Raw genomic sequence first — 21,025 nt, 5'->3', positions numbered from 1 at the left:
CCTTCCAGTATGGCCGTGACGTCCGACACTTCACGGTCCCGCAGCCCCGGCGGTCCCGATACCGTAAAGGCATCTCAGCGCCAACGAGAAGGAACGTGACATGACGGCAACGGTGCCGCCCCTTTCTGATGCCCTCCACCCGGCCGAGTCCGGCCAGCCCGCACCCTCCGCGCCCGCGCGCAAGTCCGCCGGGCACGTGATCGTCGATTCCTTGGCCGCCCACGGCGTCAAGCGCACGTACGTCGTCCCGGGCGAGTCGTTCCTGGACGTGCTCGACGGGCTGCACGGGGCCGACATCGAGACGATCGTGTGCCGCCACGAGGGCGGCGCGGCGTATATGGCCGAGGCGGACGGGAAGATGAACCAGCTCCCCGGCGTCGCCATGGTCACCCGCGGCCCGGGCGCCGCGAACGCGCACGTGGGCCTGCACACCGCCTGGCAGGACTCGACCCCGATGGTCCTGTTCGTGGGCCTCATCCCGTTCGCCCACCGCGACCGCGAGGCGTTCCAGGAGTTCGACATCAAGTCCTGGTTCGACACCGGCGCCAAGCGCGTCATGGTCCTGGACCACCCCGAGCGCGCCTCCGAGATCGTCGCCGAGGCCATGTTCGCCGCGATGAGCGGCCGCCCCGGGCCCGTCGTCGTGGGCCTGCCCGAGGACATCATCCAGCAGGAGGTCGACGCCACGATCCACCCGGTCATCCCGGTCGCCGAGGGCGGCATGACCGTCTCGGACTGGAAGGCGCTCAAGGCCGCCCTGTCCCAGGCGGAGAAGCCCCTCTTCGTGGTCGGCGGCAACGACTGGACCCAGGAGGGCGCCACCGCCCTGACCAACTGGCTCGAGGACCACAGCATCCCCGCCGCCGCGGAGTGGCGCTGCGAGGGCACCATCCCGTTCGACTCCCCCTCCTACGTCGGCCCCATCGGCTACGGCCGGCCCAAGCCGACCTACAACCTCCTCGAGGAGACCGACCTCCTCGTCTTCGTCGGCACCGTCCCCGGGGACGTCATCACCGACGGGTTCCTCGTGCGCCAGGACTGGGCCAAGAAGAACTTCCTCGTCACCATCGACCCGTCCCTGCGCGGGCGCTCCGGCCCGGTCTCCTACCAGATCGTGGCCAAGCCCGACTCGTTCGTGCGCGACCTCGTCCTCATGAACCTGCCCGCCCGCGAGCAGTGGAAGGCCTGGACCGAGCGCATGCGCGCCGAGCAGGAGAAGTTCGCCGCGCTCCCGGCCGCCACGCCGACGGACGGCCCCGCTCGGATGGACACGCTCATGGCCCACCTCGTCGCGTCCCTGCCCGAGGACGCCATGGTCACCCTCGGCGCCGGCGAGCACACCAACTGGGCCCACCGATACTTCCCCACCCAGCGGTACGCGTCCATGATCAGCGCCCGCAACGGCTCCATGGGCTACTCCGTGCCCTCCGCGATCGCCGCCTCGCTCGCGAACCCGGGCCGCCGCGTCGTCACGATCGCAGGCGACGGCGAGTTCCTCATGAACGGCCAGGAGCTCGCGACCGCCGCCCAGTACGGGGCGACCCCGCTCGTGATCGTCATGGACAACCAGGAGTACGGCACCATCCGCTCCCACCAGGAGCGCCACTACCCGCACCGTATCTCCGGCACTCAGCTTAAGAACCCCGACTTCGCCCTCATGGCGCAGGCCTTCGGCGGCTTCGGCGTCCGCGTCGAGAAGGACGCCGACGTCCCGGCGGCCCTCGAGAACGCCCTGCGCGCCATCGACGAGGAGGGCACCTTCGCCCTCATCCACCTCATCGTGGAGCAGCGCGTCAAGGCCTACTGAGCCCCGCAGGCGGGCTGCAGGCGAGTCCGCGCACGACGGCGCGTCCCCCACTCGAGTGGGGGACGCGCCGTCGTGCTTTCGGGCCGGCTCCGCGCCGCGACCCTGCGGTGTCGGAGGCCGCCAGTAGAATCGAGCCCGTGACCAGCAACGTGAACGCCGCATCCAGCCTGCCCGGCAGCGCCCGGCCCTCCATCGACCTCTCGGCCTCGTTCAAGGCCTATGACGTGCGCGGGATCGTGGGCGAGACCATCGACGCCGGCATCGTGGAGGCCGTCGGGGCGGCGTTCGTGGACGTGCTCGGGCTCGCCGGGAAGACCGTGCTCGTGGGAGGGGACATGCGCCCGTCCTCCCCCGAGTTCATCGCCGCGTTCGCGAAGGGGGCCGCGGCCCGCGGGGGCAGCGTCGTGACGCTGGGCCTCATCTCGACGGACGAGCTCTACTACGCCTGCGGTGCCCTCGACGCGGCCGGGGCGACGTTCACGGCCAGCCACAACCCTGCCCAGTACAACGGGATCAAGATGGCCAAGGCCGGGGCGCAGCCGGTCTCCTCCGAGACCGGACTCCAGGAGGTCCAGGCCGCCGCCGAGGCGTACCTCGCGGCCGGCACCGTCCTCGCCGTCGCCGATCCCGGGAGCGTCGACCAGCGGGACATCCTGGCCGACTACGCCGCGTACCTGCGCGGCCTCGTGGATCTGGGCGGCATCCGCCCGCTCAAGGTGGTCGTGGACGCCGGCAACGGCATGGCAGGCATGACCACGCCGGCCGTCCTCGGCGACCAGCTCCTGGCCGCGCTGCCGCTGGAGATCGTGCCGCTGTACTTCGAGCTGGACGGGACGTTCCCGAACCACCCGGCCAACCCCCTCGAGCCGGAGAACCTGCGGGACCTGCAGAAGGCCGTCGTGGAGCACGGGGCCGACCTCGGGCTCGCGTTCGACGGCGACGCGGACCGCTGCTTCGTCATCGACGAGCTGGGCGAGCCGGTGTCCCCCTCGGCCATCACAGCGCTCGTGGCGCGCCGGGAGATCGCCCGGGCCAAGGCCGCGGGCGAGGCCGAGCCGGTGATCATCCACAACCTCATCACCTCGCGCGCGGTCCCCGAGCTCGTCCAGCACGACGGCGGCCGGCCGGTCCGCACGCGCGTGGGGCACTCGTTCATCAAGGCCGTCATGGCCGAGGAAGCGGCCGTGTTCGGCGGTGAGCACTCGGCGCACTACTACTTCCGCGACTTCTGGAACGCCGACACCGGCATGCTCGCTGCGATGCACGTCCTCGCGGCCCTGGGCGAGCAGGAGGCCCCGCTGTCCGAGCTCGCGGCCGAGTACGAGCCCTACGTGGCCTCGGGCGAGATCAACTCCGAGATCGAGGACAAGGCGGCCGCTGTCGCCCGGGTGCGCGAGGAGTACGAGGGCGACGACGTCGCGATCGACGAGCTCGACGGCACCACGTTCTCCGCCGCGGACGGCTCGTGGTGGTTCAACCTCCGCCCGTCCAACACCGAGCCGTTCCTGCGCTTCAACGGCGAGGCCAAGGACCGCGAGACCCTCGAGTCGATCCAGGACACCGTCCTCGCGATCGTGCGGGCGTGACGATGGCGGAGGATATCCCCCTGGAGACCCAGCAGGCCCAGCTGCGTGAAGTGCTCGGCACCGCGCTGGGCCTGGCCCAGGAGCACCTAGAGCAGAACGGCGGCTTCCTGCCCTTCGGCGTGACCTTGGACTCCGAGGGCGAACTGCGGCTCGTCATGGTCACCCCGCCCGAGGCCGCCGGGGACGGGGACTACGACGCCGAGGCCATGATGGCCGATCTCCTCGAGCTCCTCCGGCAGGGCCGTGACGGCTGCCAGGCCGTGGCGTTCGCCTCGGACGTGCACCTCCCCGAGCACGGCTCTGACGGCATCCACGGCGCCGCCGAGCACCGCGGCGGCGGCGTGATGGCCGCTGTCGTCCCCTACGAGCTGACGGCGGAGGGCTACGCCTTCGGCGCCCTCGAGGCGGACGGCCACGAGGCCACCGTCTTCTGAGAGTCACTTCCTGGAGGCCGCCTTCTGAGAGTCACTTCCTGGAGGCCACCTTCTGGAAGTCACCTCCTGGAGGTCGCCTCCGGGGCGCCGCTGCGCGGGACGTCCTGGAGGCGGGCCCAGAAGGGGCGGCGGTGCGGCGACGGAGGACGGCTGTGGCCACACCGGACAGCAGGACGGCGCCGCCCACGAGCTCAAGCGGCTCGGGCACCTCGCCGAACGCCAGCCAGGCCCCGACCATCCCGACCGGCGGGACGAGCAGCGTGTACGGGACGACTGCGGCGGCCGGGTAGGTCCCGAGCAGCGTGTTCCACGCCGAGTATCCGACCAGCGAGGCGAGGACCACGGTGAAGACCGTGCTCAGCCAGGCGGGCAGCGTGAGGTGGCCGAGCGCTCCGAGCAGCTCCGCCGGGCCGTCCACGAGGGCGGAGAGCGCGAGCATCGGCACGGGCACCACGAGCGCGGACCACACGACGAGCCCGAGCCCGGACGTGCCTCTGGCCGCCCGCGAGATCGTATTGCCGATCCCCCACGACAGGCCCGCCAGGACCACCAGCAGCATCGGACCGAGTGGCGCGACGGCCCCGCGCCCCGCCGCGACGAGGCCGAGGCCCACGACGCCGGCCCCCACCCCGGCGAGCTGCGCCGCCGTCGGCCGCTCCCTGAGCACCGCCGCCGCGAGGAGGATCGTGAAGAGCATCTGGCTCTGGAGCACGAGGGGCGCGAGTCCGGCCGGCATCCCGAGGTGCATGGCGAGGTAGACGAGGCCGAACTGCCCGGCGCTCATGAAGGCCCCCACCCCCGCGATCACCCGCCAGGGAAGGTCTGGCTTCTTCACGAAGAACACCGCGGGGAAGGCCACGAGGGCGAACCGCAGCGCCACGAAGGCGAGCGGCGGGACGTCCCGGAGTCCCAGCTCGATGGCGATGAAGTTGAGCCCCCAGAGGACGGCGACGAGAACGGCGAGGGCGGCGTGGCGGGGTTTCACCCCTCCATCATCCGTGCCCCGACCATGCAGCACCAGCGTTGATTTCTGCACGCCACCATCTACGATTTCTTCATGATCGATCTCCAGGCGCTCCGTTCGCTCGCCGCCGTCGAGCGGCACGGCTCGGTCGTCGGCGCGGCAGACGCGCTCGGCTTCAGCCCGAGCGCGGTATCGCAGCAGATCAAGAAGCTCGAGCGCCAGTCGGGCGCGGCCCTCCTCGAACGCCAGGGCCGAGGCGTACTGCTCACCGAACGCGGACGGACGCTCGTGGAGCACGGATCCCGCCTGCTGGCCGACCTCGAACGCGTCGAGGCCATGCTCACGGCCGGGGACGCCCCGCAGGGCACGCTCTCGGTCGCCTCCTTCTCCACGGCGACCCGGGCATTGTTCGGGCAGGTGGCGCGCAGACTCGGCCAGGAGGCCCCGCAGGCGCGCCTCGAGGTCACGAGCGTCGACCCCGTCGACGCCGTCGCCCTCGTGGCCCACGGCGAGGCGGATCTCGCGGTCGTGCACAACTGGAACTCCGTCCCTCTGGAGGTCCCGGCGCAGGTGACTGTCGAGCAGCTGTGCGAGGACGAGGCCGACGTGGTGCTCCCCCGCGACCACCCGCTCGCCGACCGGCGCGCCCTTGACCGCCGCGAGCTGCTCGATGAGACCTGGTGCGCCACTCCGAAGGGGGCGATCTGCCACGAGGCCCTCATGCGCCTCTTCCAGGCCGAGGGCGCGCTGCCCCGCATCGCCTTCACCGACCCGGACTTCGCCACCCACGTGGCCCTCGCGGCCGACGGCGCGGCGCTGGCCCTGGTGCCGAGGCTCGGCCGGCCGCCCCTCCCGAGGACCGTCGTGGCACGTCCCCTGACGGGCGAGCGGCCCCGCCGCGTGATCTCCACGGCCTTCCGCCGCACGATGGCCGCGAGCCCCGGAGTGCAGCTGCTCGTGCGGCTGCTGCACGAGGCTGCCGCCGCCGACCCGCCCAGCTCCGCGGACGCGGAAACCGGCGAGTAGAATATCCGCCATGCGTATGACGGCCTTCGAGGATGTGAGCCTGCGCGCCCTCATGCTCCTGGCCGCCAACGACTCCGGCGTCCCGCTCGCCACGCGTACCATCGCCGAGGGTGTCGGGACCCCCTACAACCACGTGAGCAAGGCCGTCCTCCGGCTCCGCGAGCTCGGCTACCTCGAATCGACCCGCGGGCGCGCGGGCGGTGTCCAGCTCAGCCCCAAGGGCCGGTCTGCCACCGTGGGCGGCGTCCTGCGCGACCTGGACACCCGGGCGGACCTCGCGGACTGCGAGACGCCCAACGGCTCCTGCCCGCTGAACTTCCAGTGCGGCCTGCGCGGCGCCCTCCGGCGGGCCCGCGAGGCCTTCTACCGCGAGCTCGACGGCGTGGTGGTCGCCTCGCTGCCGCACGCGCGCCAGATGGACCCCGTGCTCGTGCAGATCGGGCTCCGCCCGCCCGCCGCCTGACACGACACCCGCACCCGGGCGCCACCGTCATGTGACGACCCCCACGCGGGCCCGAATTGCCATTTTCTACAACAGGTAGAAGACTTGGGATCAATTCAGCATCGCAGATGCGAATTAACCAAGTCCCCGCCGCGGGGACCAGCCCCATGCTTGAGGAGTCGCAATGCTCTCGGATACCGCGCGCCCCGTCATCGAGGCCACCCTGCCCCTGGTCGGCAGCCGCATCGGCGAGATCACGCCGCTGTTCTACCAGAAGATGTTCGCCGCGCACCCCGAGCTGCTCAACGGGACGTTCTCGCGCGCCAACCAGGCCAACGGCACGCAGCGCCAGGCCCTCGCCGGCGCCATCGCCGCGTTCGCGAGCCACCTCATCAGCAACCCGGACACCCTCCCCGAGGCGGTCCTGAGCCGCATCGCCCACAAGCACACCTCGCTCGGCATCACCGAGGACCAGTACCAGATCGTCTACAAGTACCTCTTCGAGGCCATCGCCGAGGACCTCGGCGACGCGGTCACCGACGAGGTTGCGGCCGCCTGGACCGAGGTCTACTGGCTCATGGCGGACGCGCTCGTCAAGATCGAGAAGGGCCTCTACGCCAAGCAGGCGAACACGAAGATGTGGATGCCGTGGCGGGTCGTCGAGAAGGTCCCCGCGAGCCCCACCACCATGACGTTCGTCTTCGAGCCCGCGGACGATACCCCGGCCACCCCCGGCCAGCCCGGGCAGTTCGTCTCGGTGCGCATCCCGGTCGCGGACGGACTCCTCCAGGCACGCCAGTACACGCTCTCCGCCGACGCCGAGTCGACCGAGCGCCGCGTCATCACCACCAAGTTCAACGACGGCGGCGAGGTCTCGCCGGTGATGCACGAGAAGATCCAGGTGGGCGACGTCGTCGAGCTCTCCAACCCGTACGGCGACGTGACGCTGGACGACGGCGACGGCCCCCTCGTGCTCGCGACCGCCGGGATCGGCTGCACCCCGGCCGCCTCGATCCTGCGCGCCCTGGCCACCAACGGCTCGGGCCGCGAGGTCCTCGCGCTCCACGCGGACCGCAGCCTCGACACGTGGGCGCTCTCGGACCAGATGCTCCGGGACGTGGAGAAGATCGACGGCGCGCACCTGAAGGTCTGGCTCGAGCAGGCCCAGCCCGAGCTGGCCCCGGTCGGCGCCGGCGCCGGCGCCGGCGGCGGCTCCGGCCGCCTGGACACGCACGAGGGCTTCATGAACCTCGCCGAGATCGATCTGCCCGAGGACGCCAGCGTGTACCTGTGCGGGCCACTGCCGTTCATGCAGAAGGTCCGCTCCCAGGCGATCGCCAAGGGCATCCCCGCCACGAACATCCACTACGAGGTCTTCGGCCCCGACCTCTGGCTGGCCTCGGCGAACTGAGCCCCAGGGCAGCCGCCCTCCCCACGACGGCGTCGAGCCGCCACCCTGCGCTCTGGAAGGCATCAGGGTGGCGGCTCGACGCGCAGGCGCGCCCGGACGTCAGTTGGCGGCGGTGAAGAACGTCCCGCGGAACTGGGGCTGCTCGAGCTCGTCCAGCGCGGCGACCGCGAAGTCCTGCGACGAGATCGACTCGCCCGCGGCCGGCACGCCGACAGCGGTGACGTACTTGCCGGTGCGCTCCCCCGGCGCGATGACGGCCGCGGGAGCCTGGACGGTGAGGTCCGCGCCCGCGTCCCGCAGGGCCTCGTAGGCGGCGAACGCCGCGTCCGACTCGCCCTTGTACTCCGCCGGGAAGCCCGGAGTGTCCTTGATGCGGGTGCCGTCCGGCGTCGAGAGCCCGCCGAAGCCGCCCACCAGGTAGAGCCTGGCTGCGGTCGGCACCGCGGCGATCGCGCGGTGCGCGTCGATGTAGGGCTCCCGCGGCCCGCCGGTGCGGTCGGGCGCCGTCGCCAGCACCACCGCGTCGTTCGCCTCCGCGATCTCGCGGAACGCATCCGTGTCAGCCAGTTCGGCGGCGCGCACGACGGCGGCCCCCTCCACCGGGGCACCCTTGCGGCTGATGGCGGTCACCTCGTGGCCGCGGCGCGCGGCCTCGGCGACGATCTGGCTCCCCACCATTCCGGTGGCTCCGTAGACGGCGATCTTCATGAGGGCTCCTCGGTGCTCGATGTCGTGGACGGAAACCACAGTATCCAATTGATACCAGCTACTTCAACGTTCTATAGTTTCCTCATGGAAACCATCCCCTTCGACGTCATGGATCCGGCCTGCCCCTCCCGCGTGGTCCTCCAACGGATCGGGGACAAGTGGACACCGCTCGTGTTCCAGTCGCTGAAGGACGGTCCGCGGCGGTTCTCCGAGGTGCGGGCCGATATCGGGGGCGTGACGCCGAAGGTGCTCACCCAGACGCTCCGCACCCTTGAGCGGGACGGCCTCGTCTCGCGCGCCGTCTTCGCCGAGGTCCCCGTGCGCGTCGAGTACACGCTCACACCCCTGGGGCGCAGCCTGCTGGCGCCGCTCGAGGCGGTGCGCGCGTGGGCCGAGAGCCACGCCGCGACCATCCTGGAAGCCCGCGAGGCCTTCGATGCGGCAGACTGACCCCGGGACGCCAGCTCTTAGAAGACCCGCCGCCAGTTGGCCCGCGCGAGGTCAAGCACCTCGTCCCCGCGGCCCGAGAGGACGGTCCTCAGGGCGTAGAGCGTGAACCCTCCGGCCTGCTGGGCGGTGATCGTCGGCGGCATGGCGAGTTCCTCGCGCATCGTCGCCACGTCCACGAGCGCCGGCCCGTCGTGCGCGAGGGCCTCCGCGAGTCCCGCCTCGAGCTCGGAGGAGTCGTTGACCCGCACCCCCTTGATGCCCATCGCCTCGGCAACCGCCGCGAAGTTCGGGTTGTCCAGGCCCGTGCCGAAGTTCACGAATCCCACGGACTTCATCTCGAGCTCGATGAAGTTCAGCGACGCGTTGTTGAAGACCACGAGCTTCACCGGCAGCCGGTTCTGGACGAGCGTCAGGAGCTCGCCCATGAGCATCGAGAGCCCGCCGTCGCCCGCGAGCGCCACGACCTGCCTGCCGCGGAACGCGGCCTGGGCGCCCATCGCGTGCGGCAGGGCGTTCGCCATGGAACCGTGCGTGAACGAGCCGACCAGCCGGCGTCGGCCGTTCATGGTCAGGTAGCGGGCCGCCCAGATGACGGGGGTGCCGACGTCCGCCGTGAAGACCGCGTCGTCGGCCGCGAGCCGATCGAGGGTGCGGGTGACGAACTGCGGGTGCAGCGGCTGGCCCTTCTTGGTCGGGGTCGCGAGGTCGTCGAGCTTGGACCGGGCCTTGGCGTAGTGCTTGAGCGAGGACTCGAGGTGGGTGCGCCGCTTCTTGCGCGGCACGAGCGGAAGGAGCGCCGCCGCAGTGTCCCGGACGTCGCCGACGAGGCCGAGGTCGAGCGGCACGCGCCGGCCGAGCTGCTCGCCGCGGAGGTCGACCTGGATGACCTTGGCCCTGGACGGGAAGAACTGCTGGTACGGGAAGTCGGTGCCGAGCATGAGCAGGGCGTCGCAGTCCTCCATGGCCCGGTAGCCCGAGGAGAAGCCGAGGAGGCCGGTCATGCCGACGTCGAACGGGTTGTCGTACTCGATGAACTCCTTGCCGCGCATGGCGTGCACGATCGGAGCGCCGAGCGCGTCTGCGAGCGCCACCACCTCGTCATGGGCGCCCTCGACGCCGGCGCCGGCGAGGATCGTGACCTTGCCTGCGGCGTTGAGGATCCCCGCGGCCTCGCGCAGCTCCGCCTCGTTGGGCACCACGCGCGGCCGGGTCCGGCGCACCACCGTGACCCGGTCCGAGTTCGTCGACGTCAGCCCCACGTCGCCGGACAGGACCACCACCGCGACGCCCCGCTTCTCGATCGCGGTGCGCATGGCGATCTCGAGGATGCGGGGCATCTGCGCCGGGTCGGTGACCTGCTCGGCGTAGACGCTGCACTCGCGGAAGACCTCCTGCGGGTGCGTCTCCTGGAAGTAGTTCGAGCCGATCTCGGCTGAGGGGATGTGGGCAGCGATCGCGAGGACGGGCACGCGGGAGCGGTTGGCGTCGTAGAGGCCGTTGATGAGGTGGAGGTTCCCCGGCCCCGCGGAGCCTGCGCAGACGGCGATCTCCCCGGTGAGCGCGGCCTCGGCCGCCGCGGCGAAGGCCCCCGCCTCCTCGTGCCGCACGTGGACCCAGTCGATGCTCGGCGTGGCCCGGAGCGCGTCCGTGAAGCCGTTGAGCGAGTCGCCCGGGAGGCCGTAGACGCGGCGGACCCCGTTGGCTGCGAGGGTCTCGACGATGTTCTGCGCGATGGTCGTCATGGTCCTCAACCTAGCCGTGTGGCGCAGAGCACCGATACCCCTCGGGAATATCTCGTCGGACACAGCGTTGAACTTGAGCGTAAGTAACTCAACTTCTACCGTTGTAGCCCCAGCCCGCTCCAACGCCACCGCACGATATCCCTCGGAGGACAACTGATGCCACTCTTCTTCGGCCCCGCCGCCGGCAATGGCTCCTTCGACGAGTTCCTCGCCCGCTACCTGCAGGGCCAGGGCGCTCGCCGGCCTGGACGCCCCATCGACATGACGAGGCTCGTGAGCCGCGGGGCCCAGACGGTCCTCAATGCCGCTGGCCGCTACGCCCGGGAGCACGGCCACCGCGAGGTGGACGCCCTGCACCTGCTGCGCGCCCTGACCGAGACGGAGCAGGTCGCCGCGATGATCACGCACGCGGGAGCGGACCCGGCCGGGATCGCCGCCTCCGCCGAGGACCGGCTGCCCGGCACGGTGGGCGGTGACCAGAACGACGCCGACGGGATGCCCTCGCTCACCACGAGCGCCCAGCACGCTTTCCTCGACGCCTACAAGGTGGCCCGTTCGGTCGGCTCGACCTATATCGACCCCGAGCACCTCTTCCTCGCCCTCGTGCTCAACTCCGACGCCGCCTCGGGCCAGATTCTCGCAGCGGCCGGGGTCACCCCGCAGTCGCTGCAGGACGGCGAGTCCTCGGCCGCCGCTGCAGACCCCGCGGACGACGCCGGCCACTCGCCGCGCGCGGCCAAGCGCCCCCTGCGCGCCACGGCGGCCCAGAAGGGCCGGCGCACGAAGGGCTCGATGCTCGAGCAGTTCGGCACGGACCTGACTGCCCTCGCCCGCGAGGGCCGGCTGGACCCCGTGATCGGCCGCGCCGACGAGATCGAGCAGGCCATCGAGATCCTGGCACGCCGGACCAAGAACAACCCCGTGCTCATCGGCGAGGCCGGCGTGGGCAAGACCGCGATCGTCGAGGGCCTGGCCCAGGCCGTCGCGGCCGGCGACGTCCCGGCGCAGATCGCCGGCGCCACCGTCGTCTCCCTCGACCTGCCCGCGATGCTCGCCGGCACCCGCTACCGCGGCGACTTCGAGGAGCGCCTGACCAAGACCATGGACGAGATCGCCGAGGACGGGAACATCATCGCGTTCGTCGACGAGATCCACACCGTGGTCGGCGCCGGGGGCGGCGGCGAGGGCGGCATGGACGCGGGGAACATCCTCAAGCCCCGGCTCGCACGCGGCGAACTGCACCTCGTGGGCGCCACGACCCTCGACGAGTACCGCAAGATCGAGAAGGACCCCGCCCTCGAGCGGCGGTTCCAGCCCGTCACGGTCGGCGAGCCGAGCGTCGAGGACGCCGTAGCGATCCTCGAGGGGCTCAAGGACCGCTACGAGGAGCACCACGGCGTGACCTATGCCGAGGATGCGGTCCGCGCCGCGGTCGAGCTCTCGCACCGCTACATCACGGACCGCTACCTGCCCGACAAGGCGATCGACCTCATCGACCAGGCCGGGGCACGCCTGAGCCTGGCCCGTGGCCCGCGCGTGGACCTCGAGGCCCTCGGGGCCCGGGTCGCGGACCTGACCGCGCAGAAGGAGGCGGCCATCGCCCGCGAGGCCTATGAGGAGGCCTCGCGGCTGCGGGACGAGATCGACGCGCTCACGGCGGCCATCGAGGCGGAGGCCGCGGGCACTGCCCGTCCTGCCGGGACCGCCGCCGCGGGCGACGCCGCGGGCGGGAGCCGGCCGGACGCCGTCGTGCGCGAGGCGGACATCGCCGCGGTGGTGGCCCGCGCCACCGGCATCCCCGCCGCGCGCCTGACCGAGGGCGAGCGGGAACGGCTCGCGCGCCTCGAGGACGAGCTCCACGAGCGCGTGGTCGGGCAGGAGGATGCGGTCTCCGTGATCGCCAAGTCCGTGCGCCGCAACCGCACCGGCCTCGGCGACGCCAACCGTCCCGTGGGCAGCTTCCTGTTCCTCGGCCCGACCGGCGTGGGCAAGACCGAGCTCGCCAAGACGCTCGCGGCCTCGCTGTTCGGCGACGAGTCCGCGATGGTGCGCTTCGACATGAGCGAGTTCGGCGAGCGCCACACGGTCTCGCGGCTCGTCGGCGCCCCTCCGGGGTACGTCGGCTACTCGGAGGCCGGGCAGCTGACCGAGCGCGTCCGCCGGCACCCGTACTCGGTGGTGCTCCTGGACGAGGTCGAGAAGGCCCACCCGGACGTGTTCAACCTGCTCCTGCAGGTGCTTGACGACGGGCGGCTCACCGACGGCCAGGGCCACACCGTGGACTTCCGCAACACGGTGGTCATCATGACCAGCAACCTCGGCTCCGAGTTCCTCGCGACGCGCGGGGCCTCGCTCGGGTTCGCGGCCGGCGGCGCCGAGGGCGGCCCCTCGGAGGCCGAGCTGCGCGCGCGGATCATGGGGCGCCTGCGCGAGACGATGCGGCCGGAGTTCCTCAACCGCATCGACGAGATCGTGCTGTTCCGCAAGCTCACCCGTGAGCAGCTCCACGACATCGTGCGGCTGCAGCTGCGCGGCACCGAGGCCCGCCTCGCGGCGCAGGGCATCGCCCTGGCCGTGGACGAGGACGCGGTGGACTGGATCGCCGACCGCGGCTACGAGCCCGAGTTCGGCGCCCGCCCGCTGCGGCGCGTGATCCAGCGCGAGCTCGAGGACCGCGTGGCGGACCTGCTCGTCACCGGAGCCGTCGCCGAGGGCGGCCGGGTCGCGGTGGGCGTCTCGGGCTCCGCGCCGGAGGGCACCGGGGCGGCTGCTGGCAGTGCGCACGACGGCGCGGTGCTCACGGTCCGCGCCGACGTCGCCGAGGCGGCCCCCGCCGCCTGATCCTGAGGGGTCATATCCCCACGATGAGGGGTCATATCCCCACGATGAGGGGTCAGGTGTCGAGAGGACCTGACCCCTCATCGCTGTCTTCTGACCCCTCAAGGCAGGGACATGACCCCTCAACCGTCACAGAAGGTCGACGCGCCCCCGGGTGCCGTCGACTCGGACGCGCTGTCCGTCCCGCAGCGCGGACGTTCCATGCCCGGTCGCCATGACGGCCGGCACCCCGTACTCCCGGGCGACGATCGCCGCGTGGGACCCCAGCCCGCCGGTGTCCACGACCACCGCCGCCGCCCGGGCGAACAGCGGGGTCCACGAGGGGTTCGTGTTGGGGCACACCAGCACCTCCCCTGCCCGCAGGGAGGCGAAGGCCTCGGGGCCGGAAACCACCCGCACGGGCCCCTCAGCGACCCCGCCGCTCGCCGGCGTCCCCGAGAGCAGGGCGCCGGCGGCGTCCGCTCCGGCGCGGGCCGGGGCAAAGAGCCCCGGGTCGAGCATCGGCACGCCCGCATACTCCCGCCTCAGCCGCGCCCTGCGGGCGGCGAGGCCGCGCACCCGGGCGGCCTCGGCGTCGTCCATCACCACCGGATCCGCAAGGGCGGCCAGCTCCTCGAAGCGGAGGTGGAACACGTCCTCGGGGGCCGCCAGGGCGTCCACCTCTGAGAGCCTGCGGCCGAGCTCGAGGAAGGTGTGGCGCAGCGGCGGCAGCAGCCGGGCGGCGTGGAAGTGGGTGTCCTCACGGAAGGCGAGCCCGCGGCGGCACGCGCCGACCACCGCGCGGGCGGCCGCCGCGGCGCGCCGTGGCCGCAGGAGCGGGTGGGCGAGGAGCTCCGAGAGGGCCTCCGCGGCCCTGTCGGGCATGGGGCCCTCCGGTGGCGCGGCCGCGAGGGACATCAGGATCGCGGCGACCGGGGTGGGATCGTCGCGCCACGTGGGCGCCGTGGCCAGGAGCACGCTGACCGACTCCCGGTGCCCGTACTCGGCGAGGAAGGCGTCCAGCTCTGCCGCAAAGCCTGCGAACTCGGGGCGGTGCCGGACGGCGCGGAGGAATTCGGCGGGGTCCGGCCCGGCCGCCGCGCGGGCCAGCTCCGGGTCGGCGCGGACGACGCCGGCGAGCGACTCGAGCGCGTCGTTGCCGTCCCGCGTCCGCGTCCGCTCGCCCGCCACGAGCGGCGACGCGAGCCGTCCGAGCCCGAGCGCGGCGAGCAGGAGACGGAGCGGGGCGAAGGGGACGAATGCCGAGGGCAGGTAGCGCACCCGGATCCTGGCCACCGGCTCCAGCGAGGCATTGCAGCGGTCCACGCGCCGCACGAGGTCGGGCCACGGGAGCGCGGCCGGGTCCTCGGCCTCGAGGGCGGCCACCGCGGCGTCGAACTCGGCCAGGAGCGGGTCCGCGGTCCACCGGCGGACGTCGTACCGGCGCGCGCGCCGTGCCAGAGAGAGCGGTGCCCCGACCATGGGCAGGCTCGGCCTGGGCCGAGGGGGGACGAGCTGGAGCGGGAAGCCCTCGCGCTCCCGGATCACCTGGCCGAGCGGCGGGAAGCGGACCCCGATGCTGCCGGCCATGAGGTCCAGCATCGGCAGCACGCCGCGGGCGAGCCATCCGGTGACGTCCAGGGGGTACGGCCGGACCGCGAACATCTCGAGGAAGAACGGGCCCACGGTCCGCTGGATCCGGCCCAGTTCCGGCGGCTCCGGCGGGAGCGCCGTCATGGGCCGGGCCTGGACAAGGCTGATCCGCCCGTCCGCGAGCGCCCATTCGATGTCCTGCGGCACCTCCTCGCCCGCGAGGCCGCTGAAGTGCCCCTCGGCCCTGACCGCGAGGGCGGCCAGCTGCGCGGCGGCGGCGTCGGAGAGGACGCGGGATGCGCCCTCGTACCGCGGCAGCACCGAGCGCACGGCACCGTCGCGGCCGACGACGAGGTGCTCGGGGGTGACCTCGCCCGAGACGACGGCGTCGCCGAGGCCCGGGGCGGCATCGACCACGAGCTCCGCGCGGCGGCCCGTGAGCGGATTGGCCGTGAAGAGCACGCCGGCGGCCTGGGCCGGGACCATGCGCTGGACCACGACGGCGATCGCGACCTCCTCCGGCCCGATCCCCTGGCGCTGCCGGTACGCCACCGCCCGGTCCGTCCAGAGCGAGGCCCAGCAGCGGCGGACGGCGTCGAGCACCTCGTCCGTGCCCGTCACGTCCAGGAAGGTGTCCTGCTGCCCGGCGAACGCCGCACCGGGAAGGTCCTCGGCTGTCGCGCTGGACCGGACGGCGACGCGGGTGCCCTCCGGTCCGAGGTCCGTCAGGGCGGCGGCGATTCCGTGCCGCGTTGCGGGGGCGAGGGGCGTGCGCGTCAGGAGGTCCCGGGCGCGGGCCGGATCCGCCGCGGCGGCCGCCGGGTCGAGTCCGGCGGCTGAGGCGTGCGCGCGGTACGCCGCGGTGGTCACGACGAACCCGGGCGGGACCGGGAGCCCGGCGGCCACCAGTTCCCCGAGGTTCGCGCCCTTGCCGCCCACCGCGGGCAGGTCGTCAGCGCCCACCGAGGCGAGCGGGAGGACACGAGGTGAGGAGACGCCGTCGTCCATCGCTCCAACGTACCGCCGCATCCCCGCCACGGGGAGGCCACCCGCAGGAGGTGACCCCCGGAAGGTGACTCTCAGGAGGCCACCCGCAGGAGGCGCCCGCGGAAAGAGTAGGAGGGCCGCCCCGTGTGCAGCGGGGCAGCCCTCCTGAAGACCGGCGCCGTCTAAACCGCCGGGGTCATGGCCGTCTCAGGCGAGACGGGTCTTGAGGGAGTCGAGCTCGGCGGTGATGCTCTTCGGCAGCGAGCCGCCGAACCGCTCGAACCACTCGGTGAGGCCGGGGAGCTCGTTGAGCCACTCGTCGCGGTCGAAGCGGACCGCCTCGTCGACCTCGGCCTCGGTCATGTCGAGGCCGGTGAGGTCCAGGCTCGACGGCGTGGGCACGAAGCCGATCGGCGTCTCGGCCGCGTCGGCGGTGCCCTCGATGCGCTCGATGGCCCACTTGAGGACACGGCTGTTGTCGCCGAATCCGGGCCACGCGAACCCGCCGTCCCGGGTGCGGCGGAACCAGTTCACGAGGAAGATCTTGGGCAGCTTCGCGGGGTTGGCCTTCGCGGAGACCCGCACCCAGTGGGCGAGGTAGTCGCCGGCGTCGTAGCCGATGAACGGCAGCATCGCCATCGGGTCGCGGCGGACCACGCCGACGGCCCCGGCCGCGGCGGCGGTGGTCTCCGAGGAGAGCGTGGCGCCGTAGAAGATGCCCTGGGCCCAGCTGTGCGACTGCGTCACGAGCGGCACAGTGGTCTTGCGGCGGCCGCCGAAGAGGATCGCGTTGACCTCGACGCCGTCCGGGGCGAAGTACTCGGGGGCCAGCATGTCGATCTGGTCGATCGGCGTGCAGAACCGGGAGTTGGGGTGGGCGGCGGGCTGGTCGGCGTCCGGCGTCCAGTCGTTGCCCTGCCAGTCGGTGAGGTGTGCGGGGACCTCTTCGGTCATCCCCTCCCACCACACGCCGCCGTCGTCGGTGAGGGCGACGTTGGTGAAGATGCTGTTGCCCTTGGCGATGGCGCGCATCGCGTTCGGGTTGGTGCCCCAGCCGGTGCCGGGGGCCACCCCGAACAGGCCGGCCTCGGGGTTGACGGCGCGCAGCTCGCCGTCCTTGCCGAAGCGCATCCACGTGATGTCGTCGCCGAGGGTCTCGACCTTCCAGCCCTCGATAGTCGGGTCGAGGAGCGCGAGGTTGGTCTTGCCGCAGGCCGACGGGAACGCGGCGGCGATGTTGTAGACCTTGTTCTCGGGGCTTGTGAGCTTGAGGATGAGCATGTGCTCGGCCAGCCAGCCCTCGTCCCGTGCCATGACGGAGGCGATACGCAGGGCGTAGCACTTCTTGCCCAGCAGGGCGTTGCCGCCGTAGCCCGAGCCGTAGGACCAGATGGAGCGCTCCTCGGGGAAGTGCACGATCCACTTCTCCGGGTTGCACGGCCACGGCACGTCCTCCTGGCCCTCCTCGAGCGGGGCGCCCACGGAGTGCAGCGCCGGCACGAAGAACGCCCGGGTCTCCTCCATCTTCTTCAGCACGTCGGTGCCGATGCGCGCCATGATGCGCATCGAGGCCACGACGTAGGCGGAGTCGGTGATCTCGACGCCGAACTTCGGGTCCTCGGCGTCGAGGTGACCCATGACGAACGGAATGACGTACATCGTGCGGCCGCGCATGGAGCCGTCGAAGAGGCCCTCGAGCTTCTCCTTCATGGCGTCCGGGTCCATCCAGTTGTTGGTGAAGCCGGCGTCGCGCTCGTTCCGCGAGCAGATGAAGGTCTGCTCCTCGACGCGGGCCACGTCCGCGGGGTCCGAGAAGGCCGCGAAGGAGTTGGGGAAGAGCTCGGGGTTCAGACGGGTGAGGGTGCCAGCGGCGACGAGCTCGTCGGTCAGCTGCCGGTACTCCGCCTCGGAGCCGTCGACCCAGTGGATGTGGTCGGGCCTCGTCAGTTCGGCGATGTCCTCGACCCAGGAGAGCAGGGGCTCGTACGTGGTGGGGGCTTCCGCGAGCAGCGGCAGACGAGTTTCGCCCATGTCGGTCTCCTTCGGTGGGGTCGGCGTGTCCTTCCATGCTAGGGAAGGTGGTCTGTACCACCGGGGGCGAAAGTCACTGATTGGAGAGCCTGGCTTCGGAAAATCGCGAGTTTCCGCGGGTGAACAGCGACTTGGATCCCAGTTAAGTGATCAAGGTCACGTAGACCGGTCTAGTTATTGTGGCGTCCCATGGCGTCGGCTGTGGCCATGCCCCGGCAATTTGGAGTTGGCGGGGTGTTCGCGTACAGTTATTCGAGGCCGAACGGGGCGGGAACGAACCGAACGGCACGCAAGCGCCCATAGCTCAGCTGGATAGAGCGTCTGTCTACGGAACAGAAGGCCGGGGGTTCGAATCCCTCTGGGCGCACCACACACGAAGGACCCGGTCACAGCGACCGGGTCCTTTTCCATTCCGGGTACGCATCTCGCCGCCCTTTCCGCGCTCCGGGTACGCACGACGGCGCGTGCCCGGCTGCGATCGGCCGGGTGACCCGCGGCGGCCCCGCCGCCCACCCGTACACGGACGTGATCTCCAGAAGGTGACTCTCAGAACGTGACTCTCAGAAGGTGACCCCCAGAAGGTGACCCCCAGGATCTGACCCCCAGAAGGTGACTCCCAGATGGAGGGAGGCGGGGGGCGGTCCCGTAGCATGCTGGGGTGGACACCGAGTACGACGTCATTGTGATCGGCGGCGGCGCGGCCGGCGAGAACGCCGCGGACCGCGCCGTCAAGGGAGGCCTCACGGCGGCCATCGTGGAGCGCAGCCTCCTCGGCGGCGCCTGCTCCTACTGGGCCTGCGAACCGTCCAAGGCACTCCTGCGCCCCGGCACTGCGCTCAGCGCGGCCCGCCGCGTCCCCGGCGCGCGCGAGGCGGTCACCGGCGCCCTCGACGTCCGCGCGGTCCTCGCCCACCGCGACGAGGCCTCGAGCAACTGGGACGACTCCTCGCAGGTCGAGTGGGCCGAGGGCGCGGGCATCGCCGTCCTCCGCGGGACCGCCCGCCTCACGGGCGCCAAGCGGCTGTGGGTGACCGGCGAGGACGGCAACCACTTCGCGCTCACGGCGCGCCATGCCGTCGTGCTCGCGACGGGTTCGGCGCCCTCCATCCCGAAGATCCCGGGCCTGGCCGGCATCCACCCCTGGACCACCCCCGACGCGACGAGCGCCCAGGAGATGCCCGAGAGCCTCGCGGTGATCGGCGCGGGCGTCGCGGGCGCCGAGCTCGCGCAGGCCTTCGCACGGCTCGGCTCGAAGGTCACCGTCCTGGCGCGCGGGTCGTTCCTGAGCGCGTTCCCCGAGGACGCACGCACCCTCGTCGCCGACGGGCTGCGCGCAGACGGCGTCGAGATCCTCGAAGGCGTCAGCCCCGAGCGCGCGGAGCTGACGGACGACGGCGCGGCCCGCCTCACGCTCCCGGGCGGCCGCGAGCTCGTGGCAGAGCGGGTGCTCGTCGCCGCAGGCCGCCGCGCGGCGCTCGACGGGCTGGGCCTGCCCGCCTTCGGGATCGAGCCCCCATCCCTCAAGGTCGACGAGTCCGGCCGCGTGCAGGGCCTCTCGTGGCTGTACGCGGTGGGCGACTGCTCCGGAGGCCCCAAGCTGACCCATCAGGGCAAGTACCAGGCCCGCATCACGGGCGACGCGATCGTGGCCCGCGCCCGGGGCGAGCTGAGCGGCGCCGCTCCCGCCCCGTGGAGCCGCTGGGCCCGCACGGCGGACGTCCTCGCCGTGCCCCATGTCGTCTTCACCGATCCCGAGATCGCCTCGGTGGGACTGACCGAGGAGGACGCCTGGGAGGCCGGCATCCGCGTGCGCCCGGTGGAGCTTCCGATCTCGGTGGCCGGCGCCTGGCAGCACGCGGAGGGCTACGAGGGCTGGGCCCAGTTCCTCGTCGACGAGGATACCCGCACGCTCGTGGGCGCGTGCTTCGCCGGCCCGGACGTGGCCGAGCTGCTGCACGCGGCCACGATCGCGATTGCCGGCGAGGTCCCGCTCGAGCGGCTCTGGCACGCCACGCCGGCCTTCCCGACGATCAGCGAGGTCTGGCTGCGGTTCCTCGAGGCGTACGGCCTCTGACCCGGGCCCCCGCGGGTGCGGGGAGCCCGGCGCCCGGCAGAGCCCGGCGCCCGGCCCCAGTCGGGGAGCACGGGCCAGACCGCGGCGCCCGGCGGCCGCCAGCCGTCAGAACTGGGTGTGGGCGGCGGTGGCGGGGTCGCCTCCGATGCGCTCGCCCCTCTCGAGCCCGGTGATCGCCTCGACCTCGGCGGAGGTGAGTGTCAGCGCGGCGGCTGCGAGGTTCTCGGCCATCCGCTCCCGCGTCGCCGTCTTGGGGATGACGATGGTGCCCTGGGCGAGGTGCCACGCGAGCACCGCCTGCGCGGGCGTGGCGCCGTGCGCGGCCGCGGCATCGCGCACGGCCTGGGCGTCGAGGTCTGCCCCCTGGCCGAGGGGGCTGTAGGCCTCGACGGCGATGCCCCGGGAGCGGCACAGGTCCGCGAGCGCGCGCTGCTGGAAGGTCGGGTGGAGCTCGATCTGGTTCAGGGCCGGGGTCACGGTCGCTTCGCCGAGGAGCCTGTCGAGGTGCTCCGGCAGGAAGTTCGAGACGCCCACGGCCCGCGCCAGCCCCTGTGCATAGACTTCCTCGAGCTGGCCCCACGCCGTGGTGTACAGGTCCTGGGAGGGAACCGGCCAGTGGATGAGGTAGAGGTCCAGGTAGTCCAGGCCGAGGGCGGAGCGGCTGTCCTCGAACGCCTCGCGGGCCCGGCCCTGGTCGCCGTTGCGCAGCTTCGTGGTGATGAACAGCTCCTCGCGCGGGATCCCCGCGGCGGCGATGGCGGCCCCGACGCCAGCCTCGTTGCGGTAGGCGGCGGCGGTGTCGATGTGCCGGTACCCGGCCTCGAGCGCCTCCTCGACCACACGCTGGGTCTCCTCGGGCGGCACCTGGAACACGCCGAAGCCGAGCTGCGGGATCTCGACGCCGTTGTTCAGCGCCAGGGTGGGGACGGAACTCTGCGGTGCGGGGGACATGG

Annotated in this window: 15 protein-coding genes and 1 tRNA gene; 10 read left to right on the top strand and 6 right to left on the bottom strand. The window is 72.2% G+C overall.

The annotated features are described in order from the left end of the window. Positions 1-100 precede the first annotated feature (100 nt). The 3 genes from J2W20_RS14250 (at position 101) to J2W20_RS14240 (ending at position 3,827) form a co-directional block, all read left to right on the top strand. Positions 101-1,807 carry a thiamine pyrophosphate-dependent enzyme gene (locus J2W20_RS14250; RefSeq protein WP_307007348.1) on the top strand — a complete coding sequence of 569 codons (1,707 nt, stop codon included), beginning with the start codon at positions 101-103 and terminating at the stop codon, positions 1,805-1,807. Between the two features lie 137 nt (positions 1,808-1,944). Then, positions 1,945-3,393, top strand: coding sequence for a phosphomannomutase/phosphoglucomutase (locus J2W20_RS14245; protein ID WP_307007346.1), 1,449 nt, complete (start codon positions 1,945-1,947; stop codon positions 3,391-3,393). A gap of 2 nt (positions 3,394-3,395) precedes the next feature. Beyond that, complete coding sequence (locus J2W20_RS14240; RefSeq protein WP_307007426.1) at positions 3,396-3,827, top strand: hypothetical protein; 432 nt, start codon at positions 3,396-3,398, stop codon at positions 3,825-3,827. 31 nt (positions 3,828-3,858) lie between these two features. Here the strand turns inward: J2W20_RS14240 and J2W20_RS14235 are convergent, their stop codons facing one another. Then, positions 3,859-4,812, bottom strand: a complete 954-nt coding sequence (locus J2W20_RS14235) for an EamA family transporter (protein WP_307007344.1) — start codon at positions 4,810-4,812, stop codon at positions 3,859-3,861. Between the two features lie 72 nt (positions 4,813-4,884). Here J2W20_RS14235 and J2W20_RS14230 point away from each other — a divergent pair, with 72 nt between their 5' ends. From J2W20_RS14230 to J2W20_RS14220, 3 genes are all read left to right on the top strand, one after another. Continuing rightward, the gene (locus tag J2W20_RS14230; protein WP_307007343.1) at positions 4,885-5,817 is read left to right on the top strand and encodes a LysR family transcriptional regulator; all 933 of its coding nucleotides are present in this window, start codon (positions 4,885-4,887) and stop codon (positions 5,815-5,817) included. A gap of 10 nt (positions 5,818-5,827) precedes the next feature. Next, positions 5,828-6,280: an RrF2 family transcriptional regulator gene (locus J2W20_RS14225; RefSeq protein ID WP_307007341.1), complete on the top strand. Its 453-nt coding sequence runs from the start codon at positions 5,828-5,830 to the stop codon at positions 6,278-6,280. Positions 6,281-6,443: 163 nt separating this feature from the next. After that, a complete protein-coding gene (locus J2W20_RS14220; protein ID WP_307007340.1) occupies positions 6,444-7,670 on the top strand; it encodes a globin domain-containing protein in 1,227 nt (408 codons plus the stop codon). Between the two features lie 99 nt (positions 7,671-7,769). On the opposite strand, the gene J2W20_RS14215 is transcribed toward J2W20_RS14220, so the two are convergent. Beyond that, complete coding sequence (locus J2W20_RS14215; RefSeq protein WP_307007338.1) at positions 7,770-8,417, bottom strand: NAD(P)-dependent oxidoreductase; 648 nt, start codon at positions 8,415-8,417, stop codon at positions 7,770-7,772. Between the two features lie 45 nt (positions 8,418-8,462). Between J2W20_RS14215 and J2W20_RS14210 the strand changes: the two genes are divergently transcribed. Then, entirely contained in the window at positions 8,463-8,828 is a 366-nt protein-coding gene (locus J2W20_RS14210) for a winged helix-turn-helix transcriptional regulator (protein ID WP_307007337.1), read from the top strand. Between the two features lie 17 nt (positions 8,829-8,845). Here the strand turns inward: J2W20_RS14210 and poxB are convergent, their stop codons facing one another. Continuing rightward, complete coding sequence (poxB, locus tag J2W20_RS14205) at positions 8,846-10,570, bottom strand: ubiquinone-dependent pyruvate dehydrogenase (protein WP_307007336.1); 1,725 nt, start codon at positions 10,568-10,570, stop codon at positions 8,846-8,848. A 156-nt stretch (positions 10,571-10,726) separates the two neighbouring features. On the opposite strand from poxB, the gene J2W20_RS14200 reads away from it, so the two are divergent. Further along, positions 10,727-13,411 carry an ATP-dependent Clp protease ATP-binding subunit gene (locus J2W20_RS14200; RefSeq protein WP_307007335.1) on the top strand — a complete coding sequence of 895 codons (2,685 nt, stop codon included), beginning with the start codon at positions 10,727-10,729 and terminating at the stop codon, positions 13,409-13,411. A gap of 126 nt (positions 13,412-13,537) precedes the next feature. Here the strand turns inward: J2W20_RS14200 and J2W20_RS14195 are convergent, their stop codons facing one another. Both J2W20_RS14195 and J2W20_RS14190 read right to left on the bottom strand, forming a co-directional pair. Then, entirely contained in the window at positions 13,538-15,988 is a 2,451-nt protein-coding gene (locus J2W20_RS14195) for a PEP/pyruvate-binding domain-containing protein (RefSeq protein ID WP_307007334.1), read from the bottom strand. Between the two features lie 186 nt (positions 15,989-16,174). Then, positions 16,175-17,998: a phosphoenolpyruvate carboxykinase (GTP) gene (locus J2W20_RS14190; protein ID WP_307007333.1), complete on the bottom strand. Its 1,824-nt coding sequence runs from the start codon at positions 17,996-17,998 to the stop codon at positions 16,175-16,177. A gap of 293 nt (positions 17,999-18,291) precedes the next feature. On the opposite strand from J2W20_RS14190, the gene J2W20_RS14185 reads away from it, so the two are divergent. After that, positions 18,292-18,368, top strand: a tRNA-Arg gene (locus J2W20_RS14185). 288 nt (positions 18,369-18,656) lie between these two features. Beyond that, positions 18,657-20,072 (top strand): dihydrolipoyl dehydrogenase family protein, encoded by a 1,416-nt coding sequence (locus J2W20_RS14180; RefSeq protein WP_307007331.1) that lies wholly within the window; start codon positions 18,657-18,659, stop codon positions 20,070-20,072. A gap of 105 nt (positions 20,073-20,177) precedes the next feature. Here J2W20_RS14180 and J2W20_RS14175 read toward each other — a convergent pair whose 3' ends face one another. Next, entirely contained in the window at positions 20,178-21,023 is an 846-nt protein-coding gene (locus J2W20_RS14175; protein WP_307007329.1) for an aldo/keto reductase, read from the bottom strand. Positions 21,024-21,025 lie beyond the last annotated feature (2 nt).

Origin of the sequence: Sinomonas atrocyanea (genome assembly GCF_030812675.1) — a bacterium.
GTDB lineage: Bacteria > Actinomycetota > Actinomycetes > Actinomycetales > Micrococcaceae > Sinomonas > Sinomonas atrocyanea_B.
The sequence above is the reverse complement of the archived record's forward strand: the minus strand, read 5'-3'. Positions and strand labels throughout refer to the sequence as shown.

Bases quoted from the DNA above. Each gene is read 5' to 3' on its own strand.
- J2W20_RS14175 (WP_307007329.1), bottom strand. From the start codon at position 21,023: ATGTCCCCCGCACCGCAGAGTTCCGTCCCCACCCTGGCGCTGAACAAC.
- J2W20_RS14195 (WP_307007334.1), bottom strand. From the start codon at position 15,988: ATGGACGACGGCGTCTCCTCACCTCGTGTCCTCCCGCTCGCCTCGGTG.
- J2W20_RS14200 (WP_307007335.1), top strand. From the start codon at position 10,727: ATGCCACTCTTCTTCGGCCCCGCCGCCGGCAATGGCTCCTTCGACGAG.
- J2W20_RS14240 (WP_307007426.1), top strand. From the start codon at position 3,396: ATGGCGGAGGATATCCCCCTGGAGACCCAGCAGGCCCAGCTGCGTGAA.
- J2W20_RS14220 (WP_307007340.1), top strand. From the start codon at position 6,444: ATGCTCTCGGATACCGCGCGCCCCGTCATCGAGGCCACCCTGCCCCTG.
- J2W20_RS14210 (WP_307007337.1), top strand. From the start codon at position 8,463: ATGGAAACCATCCCCTTCGACGTCATGGATCCGGCCTGCCCCTCCCGC.
- J2W20_RS14225 (WP_307007341.1), top strand. From the start codon at position 5,828: ATGCGTATGACGGCCTTCGAGGATGTGAGCCTGCGCGCCCTCATGCTC.
- J2W20_RS14250 (WP_307007348.1), top strand. From the start codon at position 101: ATGACGGCAACGGTGCCGCCCCTTTCTGATGCCCTCCACCCGGCCGAG.
- poxB (WP_307007336.1), bottom strand. From the start codon at position 10,570: ATGACGACCATCGCGCAGAACATCGTCGAGACCCTCGCAGCCAACGGG.
- J2W20_RS14230 (WP_307007343.1), top strand. From the start codon at position 4,885: ATGATCGATCTCCAGGCGCTCCGTTCGCTCGCCGCCGTCGAGCGGCAC.
- J2W20_RS14190 (WP_307007333.1), bottom strand. From the start codon at position 17,998: ATGGGCGAAACTCGTCTGCCGCTGCTCGCGGAAGCCCCCACCACGTAC.